The organism is Phycicoccus sp. 3266 (genome assembly GCF_031456495.1).
Lineage (GTDB): Bacteria > Actinomycetota > Actinomycetes > Actinomycetales > Dermatophilaceae > Pedococcus.
Genome location: NZ_JAVDUW010000001.1, coordinates 1356713 through 1377038, shown reverse-complemented (window position 1 = coordinate 1377038; position 20326 = coordinate 1356713). Strand labels below are relative to the sequence as shown.

The following is a 20326-nucleotide window of genomic DNA, read 5'->3' as shown; positions in this document are numbered from 1 at the left end:
GACTAGGACGCGGGCAGGCGCTCGCCGAGCGCGTCCCACGCGCGGAGGGGACCCGGGCGTTCGCGCAGCGACGTGGCCAGCTCCCTCAGCAGCGTGCGACCCGGGTCCTCCCCGGTCGTCCCCTCGAGCAGCCGGGAGACGGCTTCGCGGAGGGCCCCGGCTCCTGCGGCGTTCGGGTCCAGGACCTCGCCGAGGCCGTGCCGCTCGATCGCGGCGGCCCCGGAGAACTGGTCGGTGGACAGGGGCAGGACGAGCAGGGGCACCCCGGCGGTGAGCGCCTCGGTCACGCTGTTGTTGCCGCCGTGGGTCACGGCGACCGCCGCCTGCTGCAGGAGCGTCACCTGGGGGAGAGACTCGCGGACGAGCCAGGCGCCGGGCAGGGGTCCGAGGACGGCGCGCGGGGTGGAGCCGTGGGCCAGGGCGACGCGGACGTCGAGGCCGCGCAGGGCGTCGACGATGCGGGCGAGGACGTCGCTGCGGGCCGAGAGGAAGCTGCCGAGGCTGACGTAGACGACCGGGTGGTCGCTGCCGGCGAGCCACACGTCGACCTCCTCGTCGCGCGGCTCCTCGCGGACGCACGACCCGAGGAACTCATGCCGCGGCAGCAGTGCGGTCCGTCGCGGGTCGTGCAGCTCCTCGGGATAGTTGAGGAGCAGGACGTCGCCGGTCTCGGCGAAGGCGTCCGAGCTCGCGGCCGCGCCCGGGTCGAGCTGGGCCAGGGCGTCGTTCCACTGGCCGGTGAACTCGTCCCGCACCTGCTCGCACAGCCGCCGCAGCCGCGCGAGGCCGTCGGGGTCGGGGGAGAAGGCGGTCGGCCAGTCCTCGGGGCAGCCGTAGACCTCACGGTCCCCGACGACCAGGGCAGACGGGTGGCCCAGCACCACGTCGGTGTACGCGACGCCGGCGGCGGTCAGCCCCAGCCGGGCGCCGAAGGCGAGGTGGTCCACGACGACGGCGTCGGGACGGACCCGGTCGACGACCTCCTGCACGGCCCGGCCGACCCCGACCGGGTTCCACAGCAGGTCGTCGCGCCGGGCGGAGGCCTGGAAGGTCAGGGCTTCGACCGCGCCGCGGCGGGTGGCGTCGAAGAACCCGCGCAGCGCGTCGTCCTCGCCGGGCGGCTGCTCCTCGGCCCGGATGACCCCGGGGTTCGAGCCGCGGCCGAGCTGCAGGTGCTCCCGCTCGTAGCCGAACCCGCGGACGAGCGCGTCGGTCGCGGGCCCGGTCGCCACGACGACCCGCTCGCCGGCGTCGCGCCAAGCCGTGGCGAGGGTGGCGAGGGGGTAGAGGTGCGAGGCGTAGTCGGGGCTGACCACGAGCAGCGTCACGACACGTCCTCCACGACCCGCCGTGCGGCCACGTGGGCACCGCTGCCCCGCGCGACGTCGTCGTAGACGTCGGCCAGTGCCGCGGCCATCGCGTCGATGCCGAACCGGCTGCGCACCATGGCGCGGGACCTGCTGGCCCGCTCCTCGGCCCCGTCGACGGCGGCGAGGTCGAGGGCTGCGTGGACGCCCACCACGAGCGCGGCGGGCGAGGACGTGTCGACGAGGAACCCGGTCTCCCCGTCCGCGACGTAGGTCGCCGGACCGCCGCCGTCGGGCGCGACCACGACGAGACCGACGCCCATGGCCTCGAGGATCGCGATGCCGAACTCCTCCTTGAGGCTGGCGCTGACGTACACGCCCGGCGGGCGCCCTGAGGCCGGGTCGCCCCGGCGGACCGCGGCCAGCCACGCGGCGGTCGTGGAGTTGGGGCGGTGGCCGGCCAGCAGGAGGCCCTGCGAGGCGGCGCGGTCGAGGTCGACGACGTCGGCGACCCGGGCCAGCTCGGCAGCCTCGTCGTCGCTGGGCTCGTCGAGGTCGCCGCCGACGACGAGCAGGTTGCAGCGCTCGCGCAGCTGGTCGTCCTCGGCCCACGCGCGGACCAGGGTGGCCATCCCCTTCACGGGGCTGAGCCGCCCGACCGAGACCGCGACCGGCAGGGCGCGACGCCCGGGCGGCAGGGCGGCGAGCAGGTCGTCGAGCTGGGCCAGCGCGGTGGCTGTGCCCCGGGTGCGCAGTGCTGGCTCGGCGACCTCGCGCACGGCCCGGTCGACGCTGGTGAGGTCGATGCCCTCGCCGACGACCGAGACCGGCACGGCGCCCCCCGACAGGTCGATCCCGAGGAGGCGCTGCAGGTCACCGGCGACCTCGAGCCGCGGGAGGACGACCACGTGGGCGGCATCGGCGGCGAGGTCCCGCAGGAGGCGGTCGCGGAACCACAGGTGCTCGACGAGGTCGGCCTCCCCGAAGCCGTCCCGCGTCAGCGTGCCCGCGGTGTCCCGCGCCTCGATGAGGGCCTGCGGGTCCGGTGCCGCGGTCAGCACGAACGGCACCCCCAGCTCCCGGGCGGGCTCGGCCGCGGCCATCGAGCCGACGTCGGCCATCCGCAGGTGGATGGCGTCCACCCTGCCCGCGGCACGCAGGATGCGCCGTATGCCGCGTCGCGCGGCGACCCGCGCCGGCCACGCCCGGGCGATGCCCTGGGGGGACCCCGCGAGGGGGACGCCGGCGTAGTGGTGGCCGGGGTCGCGCAGCCCGAGGTCGCGGTGACCGGTGGCCGCACCGGGGGCCCCGAGCGTCGCCTGGCCGCGGCCGAGGGGGTAGTGCGCGAGGTCGGCGTGCGTGCGGGAGATCGTCAGGACCCGCGCCCCGTGGGGCCGCTGGCGGACGAGGGCGTCGCCGAGCTGGACGAGCAGCGTGGCGATGCCGCCGGTGTCGCCACGACCGGACTGGTGGAGCTGTCCGTCGACGTCCGCGTGGAGGAACAGCTGCGCGACCGCGGGCGCGTCCGGGACGAGCGCGTCCGGACCGGGGAAGAGGTCGTGCAGGGCGAGACGGGCGGTCTCGGCGAGTGGTCCGACGCACCGCGAGTAGGACAGCAGCAGCTCCTCGGCGCCGGGGTCCGCTGCCGGTCCCTCGCCGAGGGCCGCGAGCGCTGCCCGGCGGACCACGACGGGCTGCTCGACCTCGCCCGAGGCGAAGCCGGTCAGCAGCCGCGACGAGGCAGTCCCGGGGACGAGACCGACGGTCTCGACGAGCCGCGCCTGCTCCTCCACGTCGGACGCCGCAGCGAGGCCTGCCACCAGGGCGGCCCGCACCCGGTCGGGGTCCTGCACCGCCCAGTGCTCGAGGGTGCGCTGGGCGAGCATCCCGGGGAAGCCGCCGCCGGCGCACCTGCGCACGAGCGTGGGCAGTGCGCGGTCGACGACTGGCACGAGGCGTAGGGCGTCGAGGGCGTGCTCCGCGACGTGGGGTCGCTCGTCACCGAGGAGTTCGGTGAGGGCCTCGCCCGCGGTCGTGTCGGCGCAGGCGCCGAGCGCGTGCACGGCTGCGATGGCCGTGAGCGGGTCGGCTCCCCGGACCGTGGACCGCAGGGTCGGTACCGCGTCACTGCCGGCCGACGCTGCGGCGCACGCGAGGTCGTCCGCGGCCCGCATGCCCTCGAGGAGGGTGGGCGCGGACGCGACTGCGGCGATCGACGCCCGAAGGTCCATGTCTGGAACGGTAAGTCGGGGCGACCGGATCCGCCCGCGGGAGAGAAGTCCGGCCGGCTCGCGGGCGGCCCCTCGCGTCACCGGGTGAGGACGAGCCCCGAGCATCACCGGGTGAGGGCGACCCCCGCGCACGCGACCCCGAGGACCCACACCGTGGACAGGGTGCCCAGCACCAGCGGTCGTGCGCCCATGTCCCGGACCTTGTCGAACCGGACGCCGCAGCCCAGGGCGAACATCGCCGCGGCCAGCAGCAGGGTCTGCAGCGTCGCGGCGCCGGTCAGCAGGGCGGGCTCGAGCTGCACGGTGCTGCGCAGGACGACGGCGGCGAGGAAGCCGACGACGAAGAACGGGAGGAGCGGCGGGCGCGTGGCAGCGTCGCGGGCAGTGCCTCGGCGACGCAGCGAGCCGACGACCAGGATCACCGGCGCCAGCATCAGCACCCGGCCCAGCTTGGTCACGACGGCCACCTTGAGCGCGCCACTGCCGATGACACCCGCGGCGGCCACCACCTGCGCCACCTCGTGGATCGACGCGCCCGCGACGAGTCCGGCCGTCTGCGGGCCGAGCCCCCAGAGGCCGGTCACCGCCGGAACCACGGCGATCATCACCGTCCCGAAGAGCACCACCATCCCCACGGCGGTCGCGACCTCCTCCTCGTCGGCGTCGGCCGTGTCCTCCATCGCCGCCACCGCCGCGGCCCCGCAGATCGAGAAGCCGGTGGCGATGAGCAGCCGCAGGGCGGGTGGCACCCGCAGCCACCGGCCGAGGGCCAGGGTGCCGGTGATACCGAGCACGACCACGGCCACCACGACGGCGATGGTCCCGCCGCCCAGGGCGGCGATGTCACCGAGCGAGAGCTGGAGACCGAGCAGCACGATCCCGGCCCGCAGCAGCCGCCGCGAGGCGACCTGCAGCCCCGGGCCGAGCGACGCCGGGACGGCGCGGGTGTTCGACAGCACGGCGCCGGCGAGGACCGCGAGGAGCAACGGGCTCAGGCCGGCCACCGCGTGCTGCAGCAGGACGGCCACCGCGGCCACGCCGACGGCGAGGGCGAGGCCGGGCCACGGCAGCGAGCGGTGCGGGTCGGGGGAGGGGGCGGTCGGCACCCGGCCCTCGCGGTCGGCGAGGCGGTCGGGGGCCTGCTCGGGGTCGGCGGTGGTGTCCACGGTGACCACCGTCGCGGAGTCCGCCGCCGGCGGGTACCGGGCAATCCGGCATACACTCATAGCCGTCGGCTATGGCTGGGACGGGAGGTTTGGGTTGAGCGCTCGCTGGCCCGACCTCGAGGTGCTCGAGCTGCTGGTAGCCGTGGCGGAGGTCGGCAGCATCGGTGCCGCCTCAGCACGCCTGGGCGTCTCGCAGCCCAGCGCCAGCACCAGCATTACGCGGCTGGAGCGCCGGCTGGGCCTGACCCTGGTGACGCGCTCGAGCCGTGGCTCCGTGCTGACGCCGGAGGGGTCACTCTACGTCGACTGGGCGCGGGACGTCCTGGCCGCCGCCGACCGGCTGCGGCTGGCGACCGCTGCCCTTCGGGCAGAACGGAACTCGCACCTGGCGCTCGCGGCGAGCATGACGACCGCGGAGCACCTCGTGCCGCGGTGGCTGGCAGCCTTCCGGCGCGAGCACGGTGACGTCGACGTCAACCTCGCCGTCCTCAACTCGGCCGGCGTGGTGGAGGCGGTGCGCGACGGCAGCCGCGACCTCGGGTTCGTCGAGACCGCTGGCGCGCCGCGTGGCCTCAGCTCGGCGACGGTGGCGACCGACGAGCTGGTGGTCGTGGTCGCGCCGGGCCACCCCTGGACGCGCCGCCGGGCCCACCCCGTGACGGCGGAGGAGCTGGCGCGGACCGCACTGGTGGTGCGCGAGGAGGGTTCCGGGACCCTCCAGACGCTGGTGGAGGCATTCCGGGCCCGCGGCCTGACCCTCGTGGAGCCGGCGCAGGCGCTGTCGAGCAACACCGCCGTCAGGGTCGCCGCGACGGCCGGGACCGCACCGGCCGTGCTCAGCCGACTGGCCGTCGTCGACGCCGTGGCGGCCGGCGACCTGGTGGTCGTCCCGGTGCAGGACCTGTCGATGCGACGCCGGCTGCGGGCGGTCTGGGCCGGTGGCCGGCGGCCGGTCGGCCACGCCGCGGACTTCGTCGCCGTGGCCCGCCGCGACGGCTCACGAGTGGCGGCCCGCGACGACGCCTGAGGAGTGGCGGCCAGCGGCGGGCCTACTTCGTCGGTCCCGCGGCGGGGTCGCGGACCACGTACCCGTCTGCGCGGCCGAGCACGGGCCAGGCGTCGATGACCGTGCGCTCCTTGCCGGTGATCCCGTCGCCACTCGGTGCGCGCATGATGATGGTCGCCTGCCCGCTGCGCAGGTAGGTCAGCAGGTACCGCCGCCAGCTGGCGTTCCCGGAGCGTGCGACCTCGCTGCCGTTGGCCCGGGTGAGGTGGAGCCTGTCGTGGGTGACCCCGCTGACGTCGATCTCGACCCGGCAGCCGTCCCGGAAGTCCTTCGACAGGGCGTTGAGCTCGATGAGCCCCCACGGTGAGTCCGAGGTGACACAGCGGGTCGAGGCCACGACGCGGTCCAGCCGGCGCTCGGGGAACGGCTTGCCCGCGGCATACGCGCTGCCCTCGACCGCACCGACCACCAGGGACAAGCCGGCGATGGCGGCCACCGTCACGGCGGACCGCTTGCGCGGGCTGCGGTATGCCGCGGGGCTGGGGACCAGCCGTGCCGCGCCGTGGATCGCGGCGGGCACCACGAGCGCGAACACCGGCGCCGCGAACGCGGCGTAGAACCCGAAGAACGACGGGGCCGTCAGGAGCACGGCCACGACCGACACCGTGAGCACCGCGAAGAGCCGCCCCTCCACCGACCCCCACGCGGCCAGGGCGCACGCGACGGCGAGGACCACGAGCACGAGCCAACCCGTGCCGGCCACCTGGGCGGCGCTGCGCCCCAGCAGCTTGAACGTCTCCGCGCCGCCGATCTGGCTGAGGCGTTCGAGGGCGGTGTCCGAGACCCGGCCCCGGCCCAGCTGGTCGAGCACGACCATCCGCCACATGGTCCCCGGCGCCTCGAGGAAGAAGGGCAGGCACACCACGGACGCCGACGTCGCTGCGCCCAGCGTCACCCGCAGCAGCGCGCGGCCCCGGTACCGGACCGCGACGTAGCCGAGGACGATTAGCACCGGTACGGCCCACCAGATCTTCACCACGAGGGCCAGGCCCAGCGCGGCACCGGCGGCCACCTGCACGCCACGGCGGTCGGCGACGCCGCGGGCCGAGAGCAGCGCCAAGGCGGAGAGCAGCGCCAGGGTGCCCAACGGTTCCAGCAACGGACCGGACTCGGCGCGGATCGCGGTGGGCCACAACGCGTAGAAGGCGCCGCCGGCAAGCGCCGCCACGAGGCCGAACCGACGCGTGACGACCACCACGAGAGCAGCGTTCAGGCCGCCCAGGAACGCCCAGGCGAGCCGAGCGGCCGCCATCCCGTCCGAGTCGCTCGTCAGCCGGCCCACCCACGCGAACGGCAGCAGCGCCCACACGATGCCGGGTGGGTGCAGCAGGACGAAGTCCCGGTACGGCAGACGGCCGAACGCCACGGCGCTCGCCGCCGCGTAGTAGACGCCGTCGTCGTAGAAGACGGACAGGGCATGCGGCCCCCCGCCGCGCAGGATCGTCCCGACCCGGACGGCGACGGCGAGCACCCCGACGGCCATCGCGACCAGGAGCAGGTGTCGCCGGGACAGCTGGGCGATGGTGCGGCGAGTCCTCGACCCAGAGAGGGAGGACGGCACCGCCGAAGCCGCTGTCATGCGCCGACAGTAGCCCCGGCGGGCGTCGTCACCGAGGGGGTTCCAGCGGGCCGGCCTGTCCCGGCAACAGCGAGTTGGCGTCCATCCACCGACGGAGCCGGGCCTGCGGCACCCACGCGAGCTGGCTGCCGCACACCAACGCCAGGCCGATGAGGGACCACGTGACGCTCATGACGGTCAGACGGCTGTTGTCGAGGTGGACGAGGATCCGCACCGCGAAGTACGCCGGCGCGACGACGTTCAGCACCTTCTGCCACGGATTCCACAGCACCTTGCGCGCCGCCGTGCTCGCCACTGCCCTCTCCTCGGGCCCCACCACCCGCCGCTGGCGCACGGCAGACCACACCCAGGCCCGGCTCGCGGGGTCGGGGCTGTGCGGCGTGACGGGGACGACCTCGCGGTGCGTCATGAGCCACAGGTGCCGGTAGACGGCTCTGCCGAGGTAGAAGGCGAGCCACGCCGCACAGGCTCCTGCCGCCGCGCCCACCCACGAGTGGTGCTCGAGCGAGGTGACGGCCTCGTAGACCAGCACCATCAGGAACGAACCGAAGAACGCGTAGGTGAGCAGGAACTGCCGCCTGACCTCGGGGCCGTACCCGTACGACTTCCACCTCTGCCGGCGATCGGGCGGCGACTGGTCCTCCGTGATCATGCTGCCCCCAAGGCACCCCGGTCGGCGAGCCGAGGACGTGCGCGTCCGCGGCCGACAGCCTCTGTGGGCCTGCTCCGGCCGGCCCCCGACGTCGACCACGGTAGGAGCGCGGTGGGACGCCTCGGACGCGACTCGGGAATTGCGTGACAAATGTCAGTGGACGAGGAGCGGCGAACGGGGCGGCGGGCGGCAGCGGGCACGTGGGCGCGGCTGGCGGGACGACGCACCAGGCCCCGGGAAGCACGAAACCCGCGGGCCGGTTCGCCGGCCTGCGGGTCCTGTGGTGGCCAGGGGCGGGGTCGAACCGCCGACCTTCCGATTTTCAGTCGGACGCTCGTACCAACTGAGCTACCTGGCCGTGGTGCGCCGGGCGCACCATCGCGACGGGGTGGCCCGCCGCGACCGGACGATCATAGCCCATCGGAGGAGCGCCCCTGACACGCCGGCGCAGCGGTTCGGACCAGCCGGCGAAGCGCTCCCGACACGCCGGCGAAGCGCCCCCGACACGCCGGAGCAGCGGCTCAGACCAGCCGGGCGCGCCGCCAGAGGCGGGCCGACGGGCCGCCGACGAGCCCGCAGTCGGTGAGGAAGGACGTGAGGTTCTCGGCGGCGCCGCGCAGCTTGGCGGTGTGGTGCTCGTTGGCCCTCGCGACGCGCACGGCGACGTCGGGGTCGAGGCCCACCTCGGCATACACCTCGGGCTGGACGAGGTTGTGGATGATGATGTTGGCGACGATCCCGAGCACCAGGCGTTGGCGGCCCCGCTCGGCGCGGCCCATCGTCTCGGCGCGGCGCGCGATCTCGTCGCGCGCGAACCGCATGTGCCGTGCCTCCTCCACGACGTGGATCCGGCTGACGGCGCGGGTGAGCGGCTGGACCTGCTCGTCGTCGATGACCTCCCGCTGGAAGATGTCGAGCACCTCCTCGGCGACGAGGATCGAGGCGTAGAGCGACGGCCCGGTGGCGAGGGTCTTGAATAGCCGGCCGAGCTGGTGGTCGAGCCCGGTGGGCTGGTACGACCGGGCGCCGAACTTCTCCGCCGTCCGGGCGAACATGACCGAGTGGCGGCACTCGTCGGCGATCTCGGTCAGCGCGAACTGCACGTGCGGCGTCGCGGGGTCCTGGTCGTACACGTCGCGCAGGATCATCTGCATCAGGATCATCTCGAACCAGATGCCGACCCCCGAGATCGAGCAGAACTCCAGCTCGGTGAGGCGGATCCGCTGCTCGGGCGTCAGCTCGTCCCACAGCGGCGTGGCGTACAGCGTCGACCACTGCGCTGACATGCCGAACAGGCCCTGTTCGAGCGGCTCGGACCAGTCGATGTCCTTCTGCGGGTCGTACGAGGTCTTCGCGGCGGAGGCGAGCAGCCGCCGCGCGGTGGTGTCGCGGTCGTGCCGTGGGCGCACGCGCTCGAGGGCCGGCGCCGGGGTCGTCGTGGGGGTCATGAGGCTCCTCCGGATATGTGTGAATCCGAGTAACGCCTACCATGGTTCACATGAAGAGCGACGCCGTCAAGGGGGACGCCCGGCCGGACGCCGGTTCGGTGGCCCAGCCGGTCGCCGCCGAGGGCGTCCGACCGGACGGCCGCTCCGAGCGGTGGCGGGCACACCGCGAGGAGCGGCGTCGCGAGTTCGTCCAGGCGGCCATCACGGCGATCCGCCAGCACGGCCCGCGGATCGGGCTCGACGACGTCTGCGCTGTGGCCGGAGTGAGCAAGCCGGTCGTCTACCGCCACTTCAAGGACAAGGACGACCTGTTCCGTGCCGTCCTCGAGTCCGCCGCCGAGGACGTGTTCCTCCCACGGCTCGCCGAGGCGTTCGAGCTCGACTCCGCCGACGACCGCGCCATCGTGGCGTCGGCCGTCCGCGCCTACGTCGCGACGGTGCGCGAGGACCGCGACCTCTACCGCTTCGCCTTCGCCCACAACGGACTCGGCGACGGCGGTGACTTCGTCGGCGGAGTGGAGTCGGCCGTCGCGCAGGCCCTCGTCGCCCTGCTCGCCACCCGCCGCGGCGAGCCCGCGGACGACGACGAGCACGTGGCGTATGCCGTGGTGGGCCTCGTGCAGCTCGCGACCCACCGCTGGCTCGACCGGCCGACGATCCCCGAGGAGCAGCTCGTCGAGCTGCTCACCTCGCTGGCGTGGGAAGGCCTGTCCCCCAGGGTGGGGTGAACGAGGAGCGGGCGTGGACCCGCCCCGCCCCTCAGTACTGCGGCTGCTCCTTGGCCACCAGGGTCAGCACGTCGTAGGTCGCGACCGGCTCGCCGGCGGCGTTGCTCACGACGGCGTCCCAGCGCACCTCGCCGTAGTCCGCCGAGCGACGCGGCGAGATCTGCTTGACGGTGAGCAGCACCGAGATCTCGTCGTCGACCTTCACGGGGGTGAGGAAGCGCAGGTTGTCGACGCCGAAGTTCGCCAGGACCGGGCCCGGGTCGGGCTGGACGAACAGCCCGGCCGCGAGCGAGACGACGAGGTAGCCGTGCGCGACGATCCCGCCGAAGAGCTCGTTCTTCTGCGCCGCGGCCTCGTCGGTGTGGGCGTAGAACGTGTCGCCCGTGAACTCGGCGAAGTGCTCGATGTCCTCGAGGGTCACCCGGCGCGACGCCGACTGCACGGTGTCGCCGATCCGCAGCTCTGCCAACGACTTGCGGAACGGGTGGACCTCCTCGACGCGCCGCTGCGACCCCTTGGTCCAGCGACCGGTGATCGCTGTGAGCATGTCAGGGGAACCCTGGAGCGCGGTCCGCTGCATGTGGTGCAGGATGCCGCGGACGCCGCCGAGCTCCTCGCCCCCACCGGCGCGGCCGGGGCCTCCGTGGACGAGCATCGGCAGCGGCGAGCCGTGGCCGGTGGACTCGGGCGCCGCGGCGCGGTCGAGCACGAGGATGCGCCCGTGCCACGGCGCGAGGCCGAGGGTGACGTCGCGGGCGACCTGCGGGTCGTGCGTCACGAGCGAGCCGACCAGGGAGCCCTTGCCGCGGGCGGCCAGCGCGATCGCCTCGTCGACGGTGTCGTAGGAGATGACGGTGCTCACCGGGCCGAACGGCTCGACGTCGTGCGGCTCGACCGCGCCCTCGCGTGCCCGGAGCAGCACGGGCGCGAGGAAGGCGCCGACCGCGAAGTCCGCGTCGACGAGCTCGGCCGAGTCGGGGTTGCCCCAGACGACGTCGCACGACGCCTGCAGGGAGGCGATGGCCTTGCGCACCTCGTCGCGCTGCTCCACCGACGCGAGCGCGCCCATGCGCACGTCCGGGTTGGCCGGGTTGCCGACGGTGGTCTTCGCCAGCCGGGCGCCGATCGCCTCGACCACCGCGTCGGCCATGCTGGAGGGCACGATGGCCCGCCGGATGGCGGTGCACTTCTGGCCGGCCTTGACCGTCATCTCGGTGACGACGCCCTTGACGAACAGGTCGAACTCGGGGTCGTCGACGGTCACGTCGGGGCCGAGGACCGAGCAGTTCAGCGAGTCGGCCTCGACGCCGAGCTGGACACCGCCGTGCAGCACGTTCGGGTGGCTGCGCAGGATGCCGGCCGTGTGCGCCGAGCCCGTGAACGCGACCGAGTCCTGCACCGTGAGCGCGTCGAGCAGGCCCGACGCGCTGCCGCTGAGCAGCTGCAGCGTCCCCTCGGGCAGGATGCCGGACTCGATGATCCGGCGGACCACGAGCTCGGTGAGGTATGCCGTCTGGCTGGCCGGCTTGACGATGCTCGGCACCCCGGCGATGAAGGCGGGCGCGAGCTTCTCGAGCATGCCCCACACCGGGAAGTTGAAGGCGTTGATCTGCACCGCGACGCCCGGCCGCGTCGTGTAGACGTGCTGGCCGACGAACTGGCCCTGGCGCCCCAGCTGCTCGAGGCCGCCGTCGAGGTAGACCGTGTCGGCCGGCATCTCGCGGGTGCCCTTGCTCGCGACGGAGAAGAGCGTGCCGAAGCCGCCGTCGATGTCGACGGCCGAGTCGCGCTTCGTGGCACCCGTACGGGTCGAGAGCTCGTAGAACTCGTCCTTGCCCGCGGTGAGGTGCTTGGCGAGGTCCTTGATGAGGGCCGAGCGCTCGTGGAAGGTCAGGTCGCGCAGCGCGGGGCCGCCCACCGTGCGCGCGTGCTCCACCATCGCGCCGACATCGAGGCCGGTGGAGGAGATCCGGGCGACCTCCTCGCCGGTCGTGGCATCCCGCAGCGGGGTGCCCTCGTCGGAGGCGCGGAACCACCGGCCCGCGGCATAGCTCTCGAGCATCGACATGGGGTGTTGTCCTCTCCCTCGGTGCGTGCCACACTATTACAGACCGCTCGGTCAGTAAATGCCTGCGCGGCCATTCCCTGTGCCACCGGCTGTGCTCCCTCGCCGTGGCGGGGGATGCTGGTTCCCACCACCCTCGGGAGGACGCGATGACGACGGCTCCGGAACGCACCCGCGGCGACGCGGCAGGCGACGACGCGGCATACGAGGCGGGCTTCGACGCCACCATCGCACGCGGCGACCGCATCGAGCCACGGGACTGGATGCCCGAGGGCTACCGGAGGACGCTGGTCCGGCAGGTCGCCCAGCACGCGCACTCCGAGATCATCGGCATGCAGCCGGAGGGCAACTGGCTCACCCGGGCACCCTCGCTGCGGCGCAAGGCGATCCTGCTCGCCAAGGTGCAGGACGAGGCCGGACACGGGCTCTACCTGTACTCCGCGTGCGAGACCCTCGGCGTCTCCCGGCAGGAGCTCACCGAGATGCTCGTCGACGGGCGGCAGAAGTACTCCTCGATCTTCAACTACCCAACCCTGTCGTACGCCGACGTCGGCACGATCGGCTGGCTCGTCGACGGTGCGGCCATCTGCAACCAGGTGCCGCTCTGCCGAACGTCCTTCGGGCCGTACGGCCGGGCGATGATCCGCATCTGCAAGGAGGAGTCCTTCCACCAGCGGCAGGGCTACGAGCTGCTCATGACGATGATGCGCGGCACCGACGAGCAGCGGGCGATGGTGCAGGAGTCGGTGGACCGGTTCTGGTGGCCGGCGCTGATGATGTTCGGCCCGCCCGACGCCGAGTCGCCCAACACCCAGCAGTCGATGGCCTGGGGGATCAAGCGCAACACCAACGACGACCTGCGCCAGCGGTTCGTCGACATGACCGTGCCGCAGGCCAAGGCGCTCGGCGTCACCCTGCCCGACCCCGACCTGCGCTGGAACGCCGAGCGCGGGGCCCACGACTTCACCCAGCCCGACTGGAGCGAGTTCATGCAGGTGGTCAAGGGCAACGGCCCGTGCAACGCCCAGCGGATCGCCCACCGCCGCAAGGCGCACGAGGACGGCGCCTGGGTGCGCGAGGCCGCGACGGCGTATGCCGCGAAGCAGGCTGCCGCGGCGAACGACCAGAAGGGTGTGGCATGACCGACGAGGACGCCGAGGGCCAGGGCGTCCGCGCCGAGTGGCCGCTTTACGAGGTGTTCGTCCGCGGCAAGCGCGGGCTCAACCACGTGCACGTCGGCTCGCTGCACGCGGCCGACGACCAGATGGCGCTGATGCACGCCCGCGACGTCTACACCCGGCGCAACGAGGGCGTGAGCATCTGGGTCGTGAAGTCGGTCGACATCGCGGCATCGAGCCCGGACGAGAAGGACCCGCTGTTCGCCCCGAGCGGCGACAAGGTCTACCGGCACCCGACCTTCTACACGATCCCCGACGACGTCCCCCACATGTGAGCGCCCGATGAGCCACCCCACCCCCGACCCGAACGCGCCCGACGGCTCCGTCTACGACGGGCTGCTCGAGCACGAGCCCGCCGGCGACGCCGCCCACTGGGCCTTCGGCACCGACTTCGAGGACCCGCTCGCAGGCGTCGACACGACCATCCCCGAGGGTGTCGACCCGGCGGTCCTCGGCGCGTACTCGCTCATGCTCGCCGACGACGCCCTGATCGCCTCGCACCGGCTCTCGGAGTGGTGCAGCCGCGCGCCCGACCTCGAGGAGGACATCGCGCTCGCGAACATCGCGCTCGACCTGCTCGGGCAGGCACGCCTGCTGCTGGCCCGCGCCGCGGCGGCCGACCCCTCGCTCGTGCCCGCGCTGCCCGAGGGCTCGCCGGTGCCGCCGGAGGACGCGCTCGCGTTCTTCCGGGGCGACCAGCAGTTCCGGAACGTCCGGCTCGTCGAGCTCGACAACGGCGACTTCGCGGTGACGATCGTCAAGCTGCTGCTGCTCTCGTGCGCGCGGATCGCGGTGTTCGAGCGGCTGGCCGACAGCCGCGACCACGTCCTTGCGGCCGTCGCCGCCAAGGGCGTCAAGGAGCTGACGTACCACCGCGACTTCGCGGGTCGCTGGTTCCTCACCCTGGCCCAGGGCACGCAGGAGTCCCGGCGCCGGCTCGAGGCCGCGCTGACCTCGGTCTGGCCGCTGTTCGCCGAGCTCTTCGACACCCACGACGCCGAGGGTGCCGCCGCCGAGCAGGGTGTCGGGGTGGACCCGGCGACGGTGGCGGACGAGGTCGGCGTGGTCCTGGCGCAGGTGTTCGCGATGAGCGGTGTGGAGCAGCCCGCTCCGGTGCGGATGGCCGCGGTGGCCGGTCGCACCGGGCGCGACGGCATGCACACCGAGGCTCTGAGCCGATTGCTCGCCGAGATGCAGTCGGTCGCCCGCGCCCACCCGATGGGGCAGTGGTGACCGCCGTGTCCGCCCGCGCCGGGCGGACGGTCCGCGACGGCAGGGCCAACCCCGTGCGCCGGTCGCACGCCCCCGGCACCGACCGGTTGCGGGAGCAGGCGTGTGCCGTGGCGCGCACCGTGACCGACCCCGAGCTGCCCATGCTGACCCTCGAGGACCTCGGCGTGCTGCGCGGCGTCGAGGTCGAGGCCGACGGCACCGTGGTCGTGTCGATCACCCCGACCTACTCCGGCTGCCCGGCGATGGCGACCATGCGCGACGACCTCGTGCGCGCGCTCGCCGAGGCGGGCCTTCCCGCCCGGGTCGCGGTGGCGCTGTCCCCGCCCTGGTCGAGCGACTGGATCAGCGAGCGCGGTCGCGCCGCCCTGGCCGAGGCGGGGATCTCCGCCCCGCAGGCGGTGGGCCGTCGCGTCGGCAGCGGACCCGTGCCGCTCACCCTCGCGCCCACCCGCCGCGCCGTCACCTGCCCCCGGTGCGGGTCCGCGGACACCGCCCTCACCTCCGAGTTCGGGCCGACGTCGTGCAAGGCGCTCTACCGCTGCACGTCCTGCCTCGAGCCGTTCGAGCACGTCAAGGAGATCTGAGTGACCGCAACGGGTTCCCTCCTCGTCCCTGCCGGCCGCCGGCGCGGGCCGCGGTTCCACGAGCTCACCGTGCACTCGGTCGAGCGGCTCACCGACGACTCGGCGGCCGTCACGTTCGACGTGCCCGAGGAGCTCGCGGCCGAGTACGACTTCGCCCCGGGCCAGTCGCTGACCATCCGGCGCACCATCGACGGCGTGGAGGAGCGGCGGCAGTACTCCATCTGCGCCGCCGCGGGGGAGCGCCCCCGCATCGGCGTCCGCGAGATCCCCGACGGGCTGTTCAGCCGCTGGCTCGTCCGCGAGGTCAGGGCCGGGGACGTGCTCGAGGTGCAGACGCCGTCGGGCTCGTTCCGCGCCGACCCGACCGTCGGGGAACGGCACCTGTGCATCGCCGCCGGGTCCGGCATCACGCCGATGCTGTCGATCGCCGCGAGCGTGCTGGCCCACCCCGACGCCGAGCTGACGTTGTTCTACGGCAACCGCACCACCGGCTCGGTGATGTTCGCCGAGGAGCTCGCCGACCTCAAGAACCGCTACGGCTCGAGGTTCCAGCTCGTGCACGTCCTCTCGCGCGAGCCGCGCGACGTCCCGCTGTTCTCCGGCCGCCTCGACGCCGAGCGCATCCGCGCCCTCACCGGAGCGTTCGTGCCGATCGACTCGATCGACCACGTCTGGCTCTGCGGGCCGCACGCCATGATCGAGGGGGCTCGCGAGGCCCTGGCCGACCTGGGGGTCGAGCCCAAGCGCGTGCACTTCGAGCTCTTCTACGTCGACGCGCCACCGCCGGAGCTGCACCGGCCCGACGAGGAGCTCGCCGGTGAGACGAGCGAGGTCACCGTCGTCCTCGACGGGCTCACCAGCACCGCCCCCATCTCCCGGTCGACGAGCATCCTCGACGGGGCGCAGCGCACGCGCACCGACCTGCCGTTCGCCTGCAAGGGCGGCGTCTGCGGCACGTGTCGCGCCCTCGTCCGCGACGGTGAGGTCGACATGCGCCGCAACTACGCCCTCGAGGACGGCGAGGTCGACGAGGGGTTCGTCCTCACCTGCCAGTCGTATCCCGTCAGCGAGCGCGTCACCGTCGACTTCGACGCCTGAGCGTCCCTGTCCCCCAAGGAGAACCCCGTGCCCGAAGCGTTCATCGTCGATGCCGTGCGCACCCCCATCGGCCGGTATGCCGGTGCGCTGGCGTCGGTGCGCCCCGACGACCTGGCGGCCCTCGTGGTGGGTGAGGTCGTCCGCCGAGCGGGGGTCGACCCGGCGCTGGTCGACGAGGTCGTCCTCGGTGCCGCGAACCAGGCGGGGGAGGACAACCGCAACGTCGCCCGCATGGCGTGGCTCCTCGCCGGGCTGCCCGACTCGGTGCCCGGCTTCACCGTCAACCGGCTGTGCGCCTCGGGCATGACGGCGATCACCACGGCGCGGCAGATGGTTGCCGCGGGCGACGCCGACGTCGTGGTGGCGGGCGGGGTCGAGTCGATGACACGGGCCCCCTGGGTGCAGGAGAAGCCGGCGAAGGCCTTCGCCCGTCCCGGTGCGGCGTTCGACACCTCGATCGGCTGGCGCTTCACCAACCCCCGGTTCGACGCCGACACCACGCTGACCATGCCGCAGACCGCCGAGCGGGTTGCCCGGCGGTGGGGGCTGACCCGGGAGGAGCTCGACGCGTTCGCCCTGCGCTCGCACCAGCGGGCGGTCGCGGCCATCGAGGCCGGCCGGTTCGAAGCCGAGATCGTGGCGGTCCCCGTCGGCGACGGCGAGGTCGCGGTCGACGAGGGCCCGCGGGCCGACACGAGCCTGGAGAAGCTCGCCCGCCTGCGACCGCTGCACGGTCCGGACGGCCTCGTCACGGCCGGCAACTCCAGCGCCCTCAACGACGGGGCCGCAGCGGTCGTCGTCGCGTCGGAGGCGTTCGTGGAGAGGCACGGCCTCACGCCCCGGGCCCGGATCGTCGGTGGCGCCAGTGCCGGCGTCGCGCCCGACGTCATGGGCATCGGACCGGTACCCGCCACGCGCAAGGCGCTCGACCGGGCCGGCTGGACGGTCGACGACCTCGACGCCGTCGAGCTGAACGAGGCGTTCGCCTCGCAGTCCCTCGCCTGCGTCCGCGACCTGGAGCTCGACGAGGAGGTCGTCAACGCCGACGGCGGCGCCATCGCCCTCGGGCACCCGCTGGGCTGCTCGGGCACGCGGATCGTCGTGACCCTGCTCGGCCGGCTCGAGCGCGCCGGTGCGCGCCGCGGGCTCGCGACGATGTGCGTCGGCGTGGGTCAGGGCACTGCCCTGCTGCTGGAGCGCCCGTGAGCGCCGACGGCGGTGCCTTCGCGTCCGACGCGGCCACGCGCCGTCTGCCGGCGCGGGTCGGCGTCTACGGGGGCGGGCGGATGGGGGCGGGCATCGCGCACGCCTTCGTCTCCGCCGGCTCGCAGGTCGTCGTCGTCGAGGGGTCGACCGAGGCCGCCGAGGCGGCCGGAGCGCGCATCGCCTCCAGCCTCGCCAAGGCAGCCGAGCGCGGGACCCTCGGGGTCGACGCCGAGGCCGCGCACGCGGCATACCGGACGACCACGGACCCGGCCGACCTCGCCGAGGTGACGCTGGTCGTGGAGGCGGTGCCGGAGGACGTCGAGCTCAAGCGGCAGGTGTTCGCGGCCGTCGAGCAGTCGGCGCCGGACGCGGTGCTCGCCACGAACACGAGCTCGCTGTCGATCGACTCCATCGCCGAGGGCCTGTCGCGGCCGGAGCGCCTGGTCGGCCTGCACTTCTTCAACCCCGTGCCCGTCAGCGACCTCGTCGAGGTCGTCGTCGGACGGCGCACCGACCCCGGCCTGGTGGTCGAGGCCCGCGCGTGGGTCGAGGCGCTGGGCAAGACGGGGATCACGGTGCAGGACGCGCCGGGGTTCGCGAGCAGCCGGCTCGGGGTCGCGATCGCGCTCGAGGCGATGCGGATGGTGCAGGAGGGCGTGGCCAGCGCGGAGGACATCGACACGGCGATGACGCTGGGCTACCGGCACCCGGTCGGGCCGCTGCGGACCACCGACATCGTCGGGCTCGATGTGCGGCTGGCCATCGCCGAGCACCTGGCGCGCGAGCTCGGGCCCCGGTTCCAGCCGCCGCAGCTGTTGCGCGACAAGGTCGCGGCCGGCGAGCTGGGCCGCAAGACGGGTCGCGGCTTCTACGACTGGTGACGGGCCGAGGCGGTCGCCAGGCCGTCGAACGCGATCGTCGTGATGGCCTCGGAGAGCTGCCGCGCGTCGGCCGAGCCGCCGGGGCGGTGCCACTCCACGAGCGAGTTGACCATGCCGAAGAGCAGCCGGCTCACGAGCTGCGGTGACACGTCCGAGCGCAGCGACCCCTCGTCGACGGACTCCTGGACGAGGGCGGCGAGCCGGGCGTCGATGGCGCGGCGGCGGCGCAGGGCCTCCAGCTCGACCTCGCTGTTGCCGCGGACCCGGAGCAGCAGCGTGACCGCGGGCTGGTGCTCGACGAGGACCTCGACCGAGAGCTGCACGGCGCGCCGAAGACGCTGGTAGGCGCTGGATCCCGGCTCGCGTCGCTCGGCCTCGTCGATGACCGCGGTGAGGCCGTCCAGCGCCTCGTCGAGCGCCTGCGAGAGCAGGTGCTGCTTGCCGGGGACGTGGTGGTAGATCGCCGACTTGCTGAACCCGAGGGCACGGGCCAGGTCGCCCATGCTGGTGCCGTCGTAGCCCTGCTCGTTGAACAGGTCGACCGCCCTGCGCAGCACCGTCTGCTGGTCGCGGCCGGGACGCCCCCGCCTCGGTGCGGTCGTCCCGCCGTCGGTCGTGCTCACGCGGCCACTGTCCCACAAGCCTTCACGGACCCAAGGTCGTAACGGCGCGTGTGTGGGTCCTCGGCAGGCGAAAGGGGATCCCGAGTCGCAGGGGTCGTCGCGACGGGAAAGGGCCTCGGCGCGCGAGTCCGCTCGCACCTCCGCAAGCTCCGGTGCTCGTGCCAGGCCCGCCAGCGCGCCTCGGCCCCTTCCCCGTCGCTCCTCCGGTGACCGGCCCCGCAGCGCGCCTGCGAGGTTGGTCACGCCGCAATTCGGACGGGGTTCGGAACAGGGGCCGGGGCGCGTGCTGTTGTCCCCCTCATGCGAGCAATCACGTATGCGCAGTACGGCGGTCCCGACGTCCTCGAGGTCACCGAGCGGCCCGACCCGCGGGTCGGTCCGGGTGAGGTCCTCGTCCGGGTCCGGTCGGCGTCGGTCAACCCGGTGGACTGGAAGGTGATGGCGGGCTACCTCGACCCGCTGATGCAGGTGGACTTCCCGGCGGTCCCCGGGTGGGACGTCGCCGGGGTGGTCGAGGCGGTGGGCCTGGACACGCCCGAGTTCTCGGTCGGCGACGAGGTCGTCGCCTACGCGCGCAAGGACTGGGTGCAGCAGGGCACGTTCGCCGAGCTGGTGTCGGTGCCGGCTCGCACGGCCGCCCGCAAGCCGGCCTCCCTCGACTGGGACCAGGCCGCGGGACTCCCGCTGGCCGGCCTCACGGCATACCAGCTGCTCACCCGGCTGGGCCTGCGCGAGGGCGAGACCGTCCTCGTGCACGCGGCCGCCGGTGGCGTCGGCGTCCTCGCCGTGCAGGTCGCCCGCGCGCTCGGCGCCCGCGTGATCGGCACGGCGTCGGAGTCCAACCACGAGTTCCTGCGCGGTCTCGGCGTGGAGCCGGTGACGTACGGCGACGGGCTCGTCGGGCGGGTTCGCGAGCTGGCGCCGCAGGGCGTCGACGTCGTCGCGGACTTCGTGGGCGAGGTGCTCGACGACACCCTCGCCGTGCTCGCCGAGGGCGGCCGGCACGGGTCCGTGGCGGACGGCTCGGTCGCGGAGAAGGGTGGCCTCTACGCGTGGGTGCGGCCCGACGCCGCCGACCTGCAGGCGCTCTCCGACCTCGCCGACGAGGGCAAGCTGACCGTCCCGGTGGCGGCATCCTTCCCGCTCGAGGAGACGGCCAAGGCGTTCGAGCTGAGCCAGGGCGGTCACGTCCGCGGCAAGATCGCGATCCGCGTCAGCGAGTGACGCAGCCGTCCGGACCCGTTGTGCAGCAACGCGTCCGCACCTGCAACGACGACAGAG

Annotated in this window: 18 protein-coding genes and 1 tRNA gene; 10 read left to right on the top strand and 9 right to left on the bottom strand. The window is 73.8% G+C overall.

Features of this window, described 5'->3' with window-relative positions:
- Nucleotides 1-2: 2 nt before the first annotated feature.
- The 3 genes from J2X64_RS06595 to J2X64_RS06585 form a co-directional block, all read right to left on the bottom strand.
- Complete coding sequence (locus J2X64_RS06595) at nt 3-1328, bottom strand: glycosyltransferase (RefSeq protein WP_310151310.1); 1326 nt, start codon at nt 1326-1328, stop codon at nt 3-5.
- Complete coding sequence (locus tag J2X64_RS06590; RefSeq protein ID WP_310151306.1) at nt 1325-3538, bottom strand: glycosyltransferase family 4 protein; 2214 nt, start codon at nt 3536-3538, stop codon at nt 1325-1327. Before J2X64_RS06590 ends, J2X64_RS06595 begins: the two co-directional genes overlap by 4 nt.
- Before the next feature lie 104 nt (nt 3539-3642).
- Complete coding sequence (locus tag J2X64_RS06585; protein WP_310151303.1) at nt 3643-4704, bottom strand: putative sulfate exporter family transporter; 1062 nt, start codon at nt 4702-4704, stop codon at nt 3643-3645.
- Nucleotides 4705-4798: 94 nt separating this feature from the next.
- On the opposite strand from J2X64_RS06585, the gene J2X64_RS06580 reads away from it, so the two are divergent.
- Nucleotides 4799-5731: a LysR family transcriptional regulator gene (locus J2X64_RS06580; RefSeq protein ID WP_310151301.1), complete on the top strand. Its 933-nt coding sequence runs from the start codon at nt 4799-4801 to the stop codon at nt 5729-5731.
- A 22-nt stretch (nt 5732-5753) separates the two neighbouring features.
- Here the strand turns inward: J2X64_RS06580 and J2X64_RS06575 are convergent, their stop codons facing one another.
- The 4 genes from J2X64_RS06575 to J2X64_RS06560 all read right to left on the bottom strand — a co-directional run bounded on the left by J2X64_RS06575 (nt 5754) and on the right by J2X64_RS06560 (nt 9449).
- A complete protein-coding gene (locus tag J2X64_RS06575; RefSeq protein ID WP_310151297.1) occupies nt 5754-7349 on the bottom strand; it encodes a hypothetical protein in 1596 nt (531 codons plus the stop codon).
- A 28-nt stretch (nt 7350-7377) separates the two neighbouring features.
- A complete protein-coding gene (locus J2X64_RS06570; protein WP_310151294.1) occupies nt 7378-8001 on the bottom strand; it encodes a hypothetical protein in 624 nt (207 codons plus the stop codon).
- Between the two features lie 281 nt (nt 8002-8282).
- Nucleotides 8283-8359 (bottom strand) — tRNA-Phe (locus J2X64_RS06565).
- A gap of 163 nt (nt 8360-8522) precedes the next feature.
- Entirely contained in the window at nt 8523-9449 is a 927-nt protein-coding gene (locus tag J2X64_RS06560; RefSeq protein ID WP_310151292.1) for a diiron oxygenase, read from the bottom strand.
- 50 nt (nt 9450-9499) lie between these two features.
- Between J2X64_RS06560 and J2X64_RS06555 the strand changes: the two genes are divergently transcribed.
- A complete protein-coding gene (locus J2X64_RS06555; RefSeq protein WP_310151289.1) occupies nt 9500-10177 on the top strand; it encodes a TetR/AcrR family transcriptional regulator in 678 nt (225 codons plus the stop codon).
- Between the two features lie 31 nt (nt 10178-10208).
- Here the strand turns inward: J2X64_RS06555 and paaZ are convergent, their stop codons facing one another.
- A complete protein-coding gene (paaZ, locus tag J2X64_RS06550; RefSeq protein WP_310151285.1) occupies nt 10209-12245 on the bottom strand; it encodes a phenylacetic acid degradation bifunctional protein PaaZ in 2037 nt (678 codons plus the stop codon).
- 146 nt (nt 12246-12391) lie between these two features.
- On the opposite strand from paaZ, the gene paaA reads away from it, so the two are divergent.
- Genes paaA through J2X64_RS06515 form a run of 7 tightly spaced genes read left to right on the top strand, consistent with a single transcriptional unit; the run spans nt 12392 to nt 18422 of the window.
- On the top strand, nt 12392-13384 hold the full coding sequence (gene paaA / locus J2X64_RS06545; RefSeq protein ID WP_310151282.1) for a 1,2-phenylacetyl-CoA epoxidase subunit PaaA: 993 nt from the start codon (nt 12392-12394) through the stop codon (nt 13382-13384).
- Entirely contained in the window at nt 13381-13695 is a 315-nt protein-coding gene (paaB, locus tag J2X64_RS06540; RefSeq protein WP_310151279.1) for a 1,2-phenylacetyl-CoA epoxidase subunit PaaB, read from the top strand. Before paaA ends, paaB begins: the two co-directional genes overlap by 4 nt.
- Before the next feature lie 7 nt (nt 13696-13702).
- Nucleotides 13703-14653, top strand: coding sequence for a 1,2-phenylacetyl-CoA epoxidase subunit PaaC (paaC, locus tag J2X64_RS06535; RefSeq protein WP_310151276.1), 951 nt, complete (start codon nt 13703-13705; stop codon nt 14651-14653).
- A complete protein-coding gene (gene paaD / locus J2X64_RS06530; RefSeq protein WP_310151273.1) occupies nt 14650-15237 on the top strand; it encodes a 1,2-phenylacetyl-CoA epoxidase subunit PaaD in 588 nt (195 codons plus the stop codon). Before paaC ends, paaD begins: the two co-directional genes overlap by 4 nt.
- Nucleotides 15238-16335 (top strand): 1,2-phenylacetyl-CoA epoxidase subunit PaaE, encoded by a 1098-nt coding sequence (gene paaE, locus J2X64_RS06525; RefSeq protein ID WP_310151270.1) that lies wholly within the window; start codon nt 15238-15240, stop codon nt 16333-16335.
- 27 nt (nt 16336-16362) lie between these two features.
- Nucleotides 16363-17541 (top strand): thiolase family protein, encoded by a 1179-nt coding sequence (locus J2X64_RS06520; RefSeq protein ID WP_310151268.1) that lies wholly within the window; start codon nt 16363-16365, stop codon nt 17539-17541.
- Nucleotides 17538-18422, top strand: a complete 885-nt coding sequence (locus J2X64_RS06515) for a 3-hydroxyacyl-CoA dehydrogenase family protein (protein WP_310151265.1) — start codon at nt 17538-17540, stop codon at nt 18420-18422. The genes J2X64_RS06520 and J2X64_RS06515 overlap by 4 nt, the downstream gene beginning before the upstream one ends.
- On the opposite strand, the gene J2X64_RS06510 is transcribed toward J2X64_RS06515, so the two are convergent.
- Nucleotides 18410-19045 (bottom strand): TetR/AcrR family transcriptional regulator, encoded by a 636-nt coding sequence (locus J2X64_RS06510; RefSeq protein ID WP_310151263.1) that lies wholly within the window; start codon nt 19043-19045, stop codon nt 18410-18412. The two genes, J2X64_RS06515 and J2X64_RS06510, sit on opposite strands and share 13 nt — an antisense overlap.
- 300 nt (nt 19046-19345) lie before the next feature.
- Between J2X64_RS06510 and J2X64_RS06505 the strand changes: the two genes are divergently transcribed.
- Nucleotides 19346-20269 (top strand): NADP-dependent oxidoreductase, encoded by a 924-nt coding sequence (locus tag J2X64_RS06505; protein ID WP_310151260.1) that lies wholly within the window; start codon nt 19346-19348, stop codon nt 20267-20269.
- Nucleotides 20270-20326 lie beyond the last annotated feature (57 nt).

Excerpts from the sequence above, each read along its gene's own strand:
- J2X64_RS06590 (WP_310151306.1), bottom strand. The coding sequence starts at position 3,538 with ATGGACCTTCGGGCGTCGATCGCCGCAGTCGCGTCCGCGCCCACCCTC.
- J2X64_RS06575 (WP_310151297.1), bottom strand. The coding sequence starts at position 7,349 with ATGACAGCGGCTTCGGCGGTGCCGTCCTCCCTCTCTGGGTCGAGGACT.
- J2X64_RS06570 (WP_310151294.1), bottom strand. The coding sequence starts at position 8,001 with ATGATCACGGAGGACCAGTCGCCGCCCGATCGCCGGCAGAGGTGGAAG.
- J2X64_RS06560 (WP_310151292.1), bottom strand. The coding sequence starts at position 9,449 with ATGACCCCCACGACGACCCCGGCGCCGGCCCTCGAGCGCGTGCGCCCA.
- J2X64_RS06555 (WP_310151289.1), top strand. The coding sequence starts at position 9,500 with ATGAAGAGCGACGCCGTCAAGGGGGACGCCCGGCCGGACGCCGGTTCG.
- paaZ (WP_310151285.1), bottom strand. The coding sequence starts at position 12,245 with ATGTCGATGCTCGAGAGCTATGCCGCGGGCCGGTGGTTCCGCGCCTCC.
- paaA (WP_310151282.1), top strand. The coding sequence starts at position 12,392 with ATGACGACGGCTCCGGAACGCACCCGCGGCGACGCGGCAGGCGACGAC.
- paaB (WP_310151279.1), top strand. The coding sequence starts at position 13,381 with ATGACCGACGAGGACGCCGAGGGCCAGGGCGTCCGCGCCGAGTGGCCG.
- paaC (WP_310151276.1), top strand. The coding sequence starts at position 13,703 with ATGAGCCACCCCACCCCCGACCCGAACGCGCCCGACGGCTCCGTCTAC.
- J2X64_RS06505 (WP_310151260.1), top strand. The coding sequence starts at position 19,346 with ATGCGAGCAATCACGTATGCGCAGTACGGCGGTCCCGACGTCCTCGAG.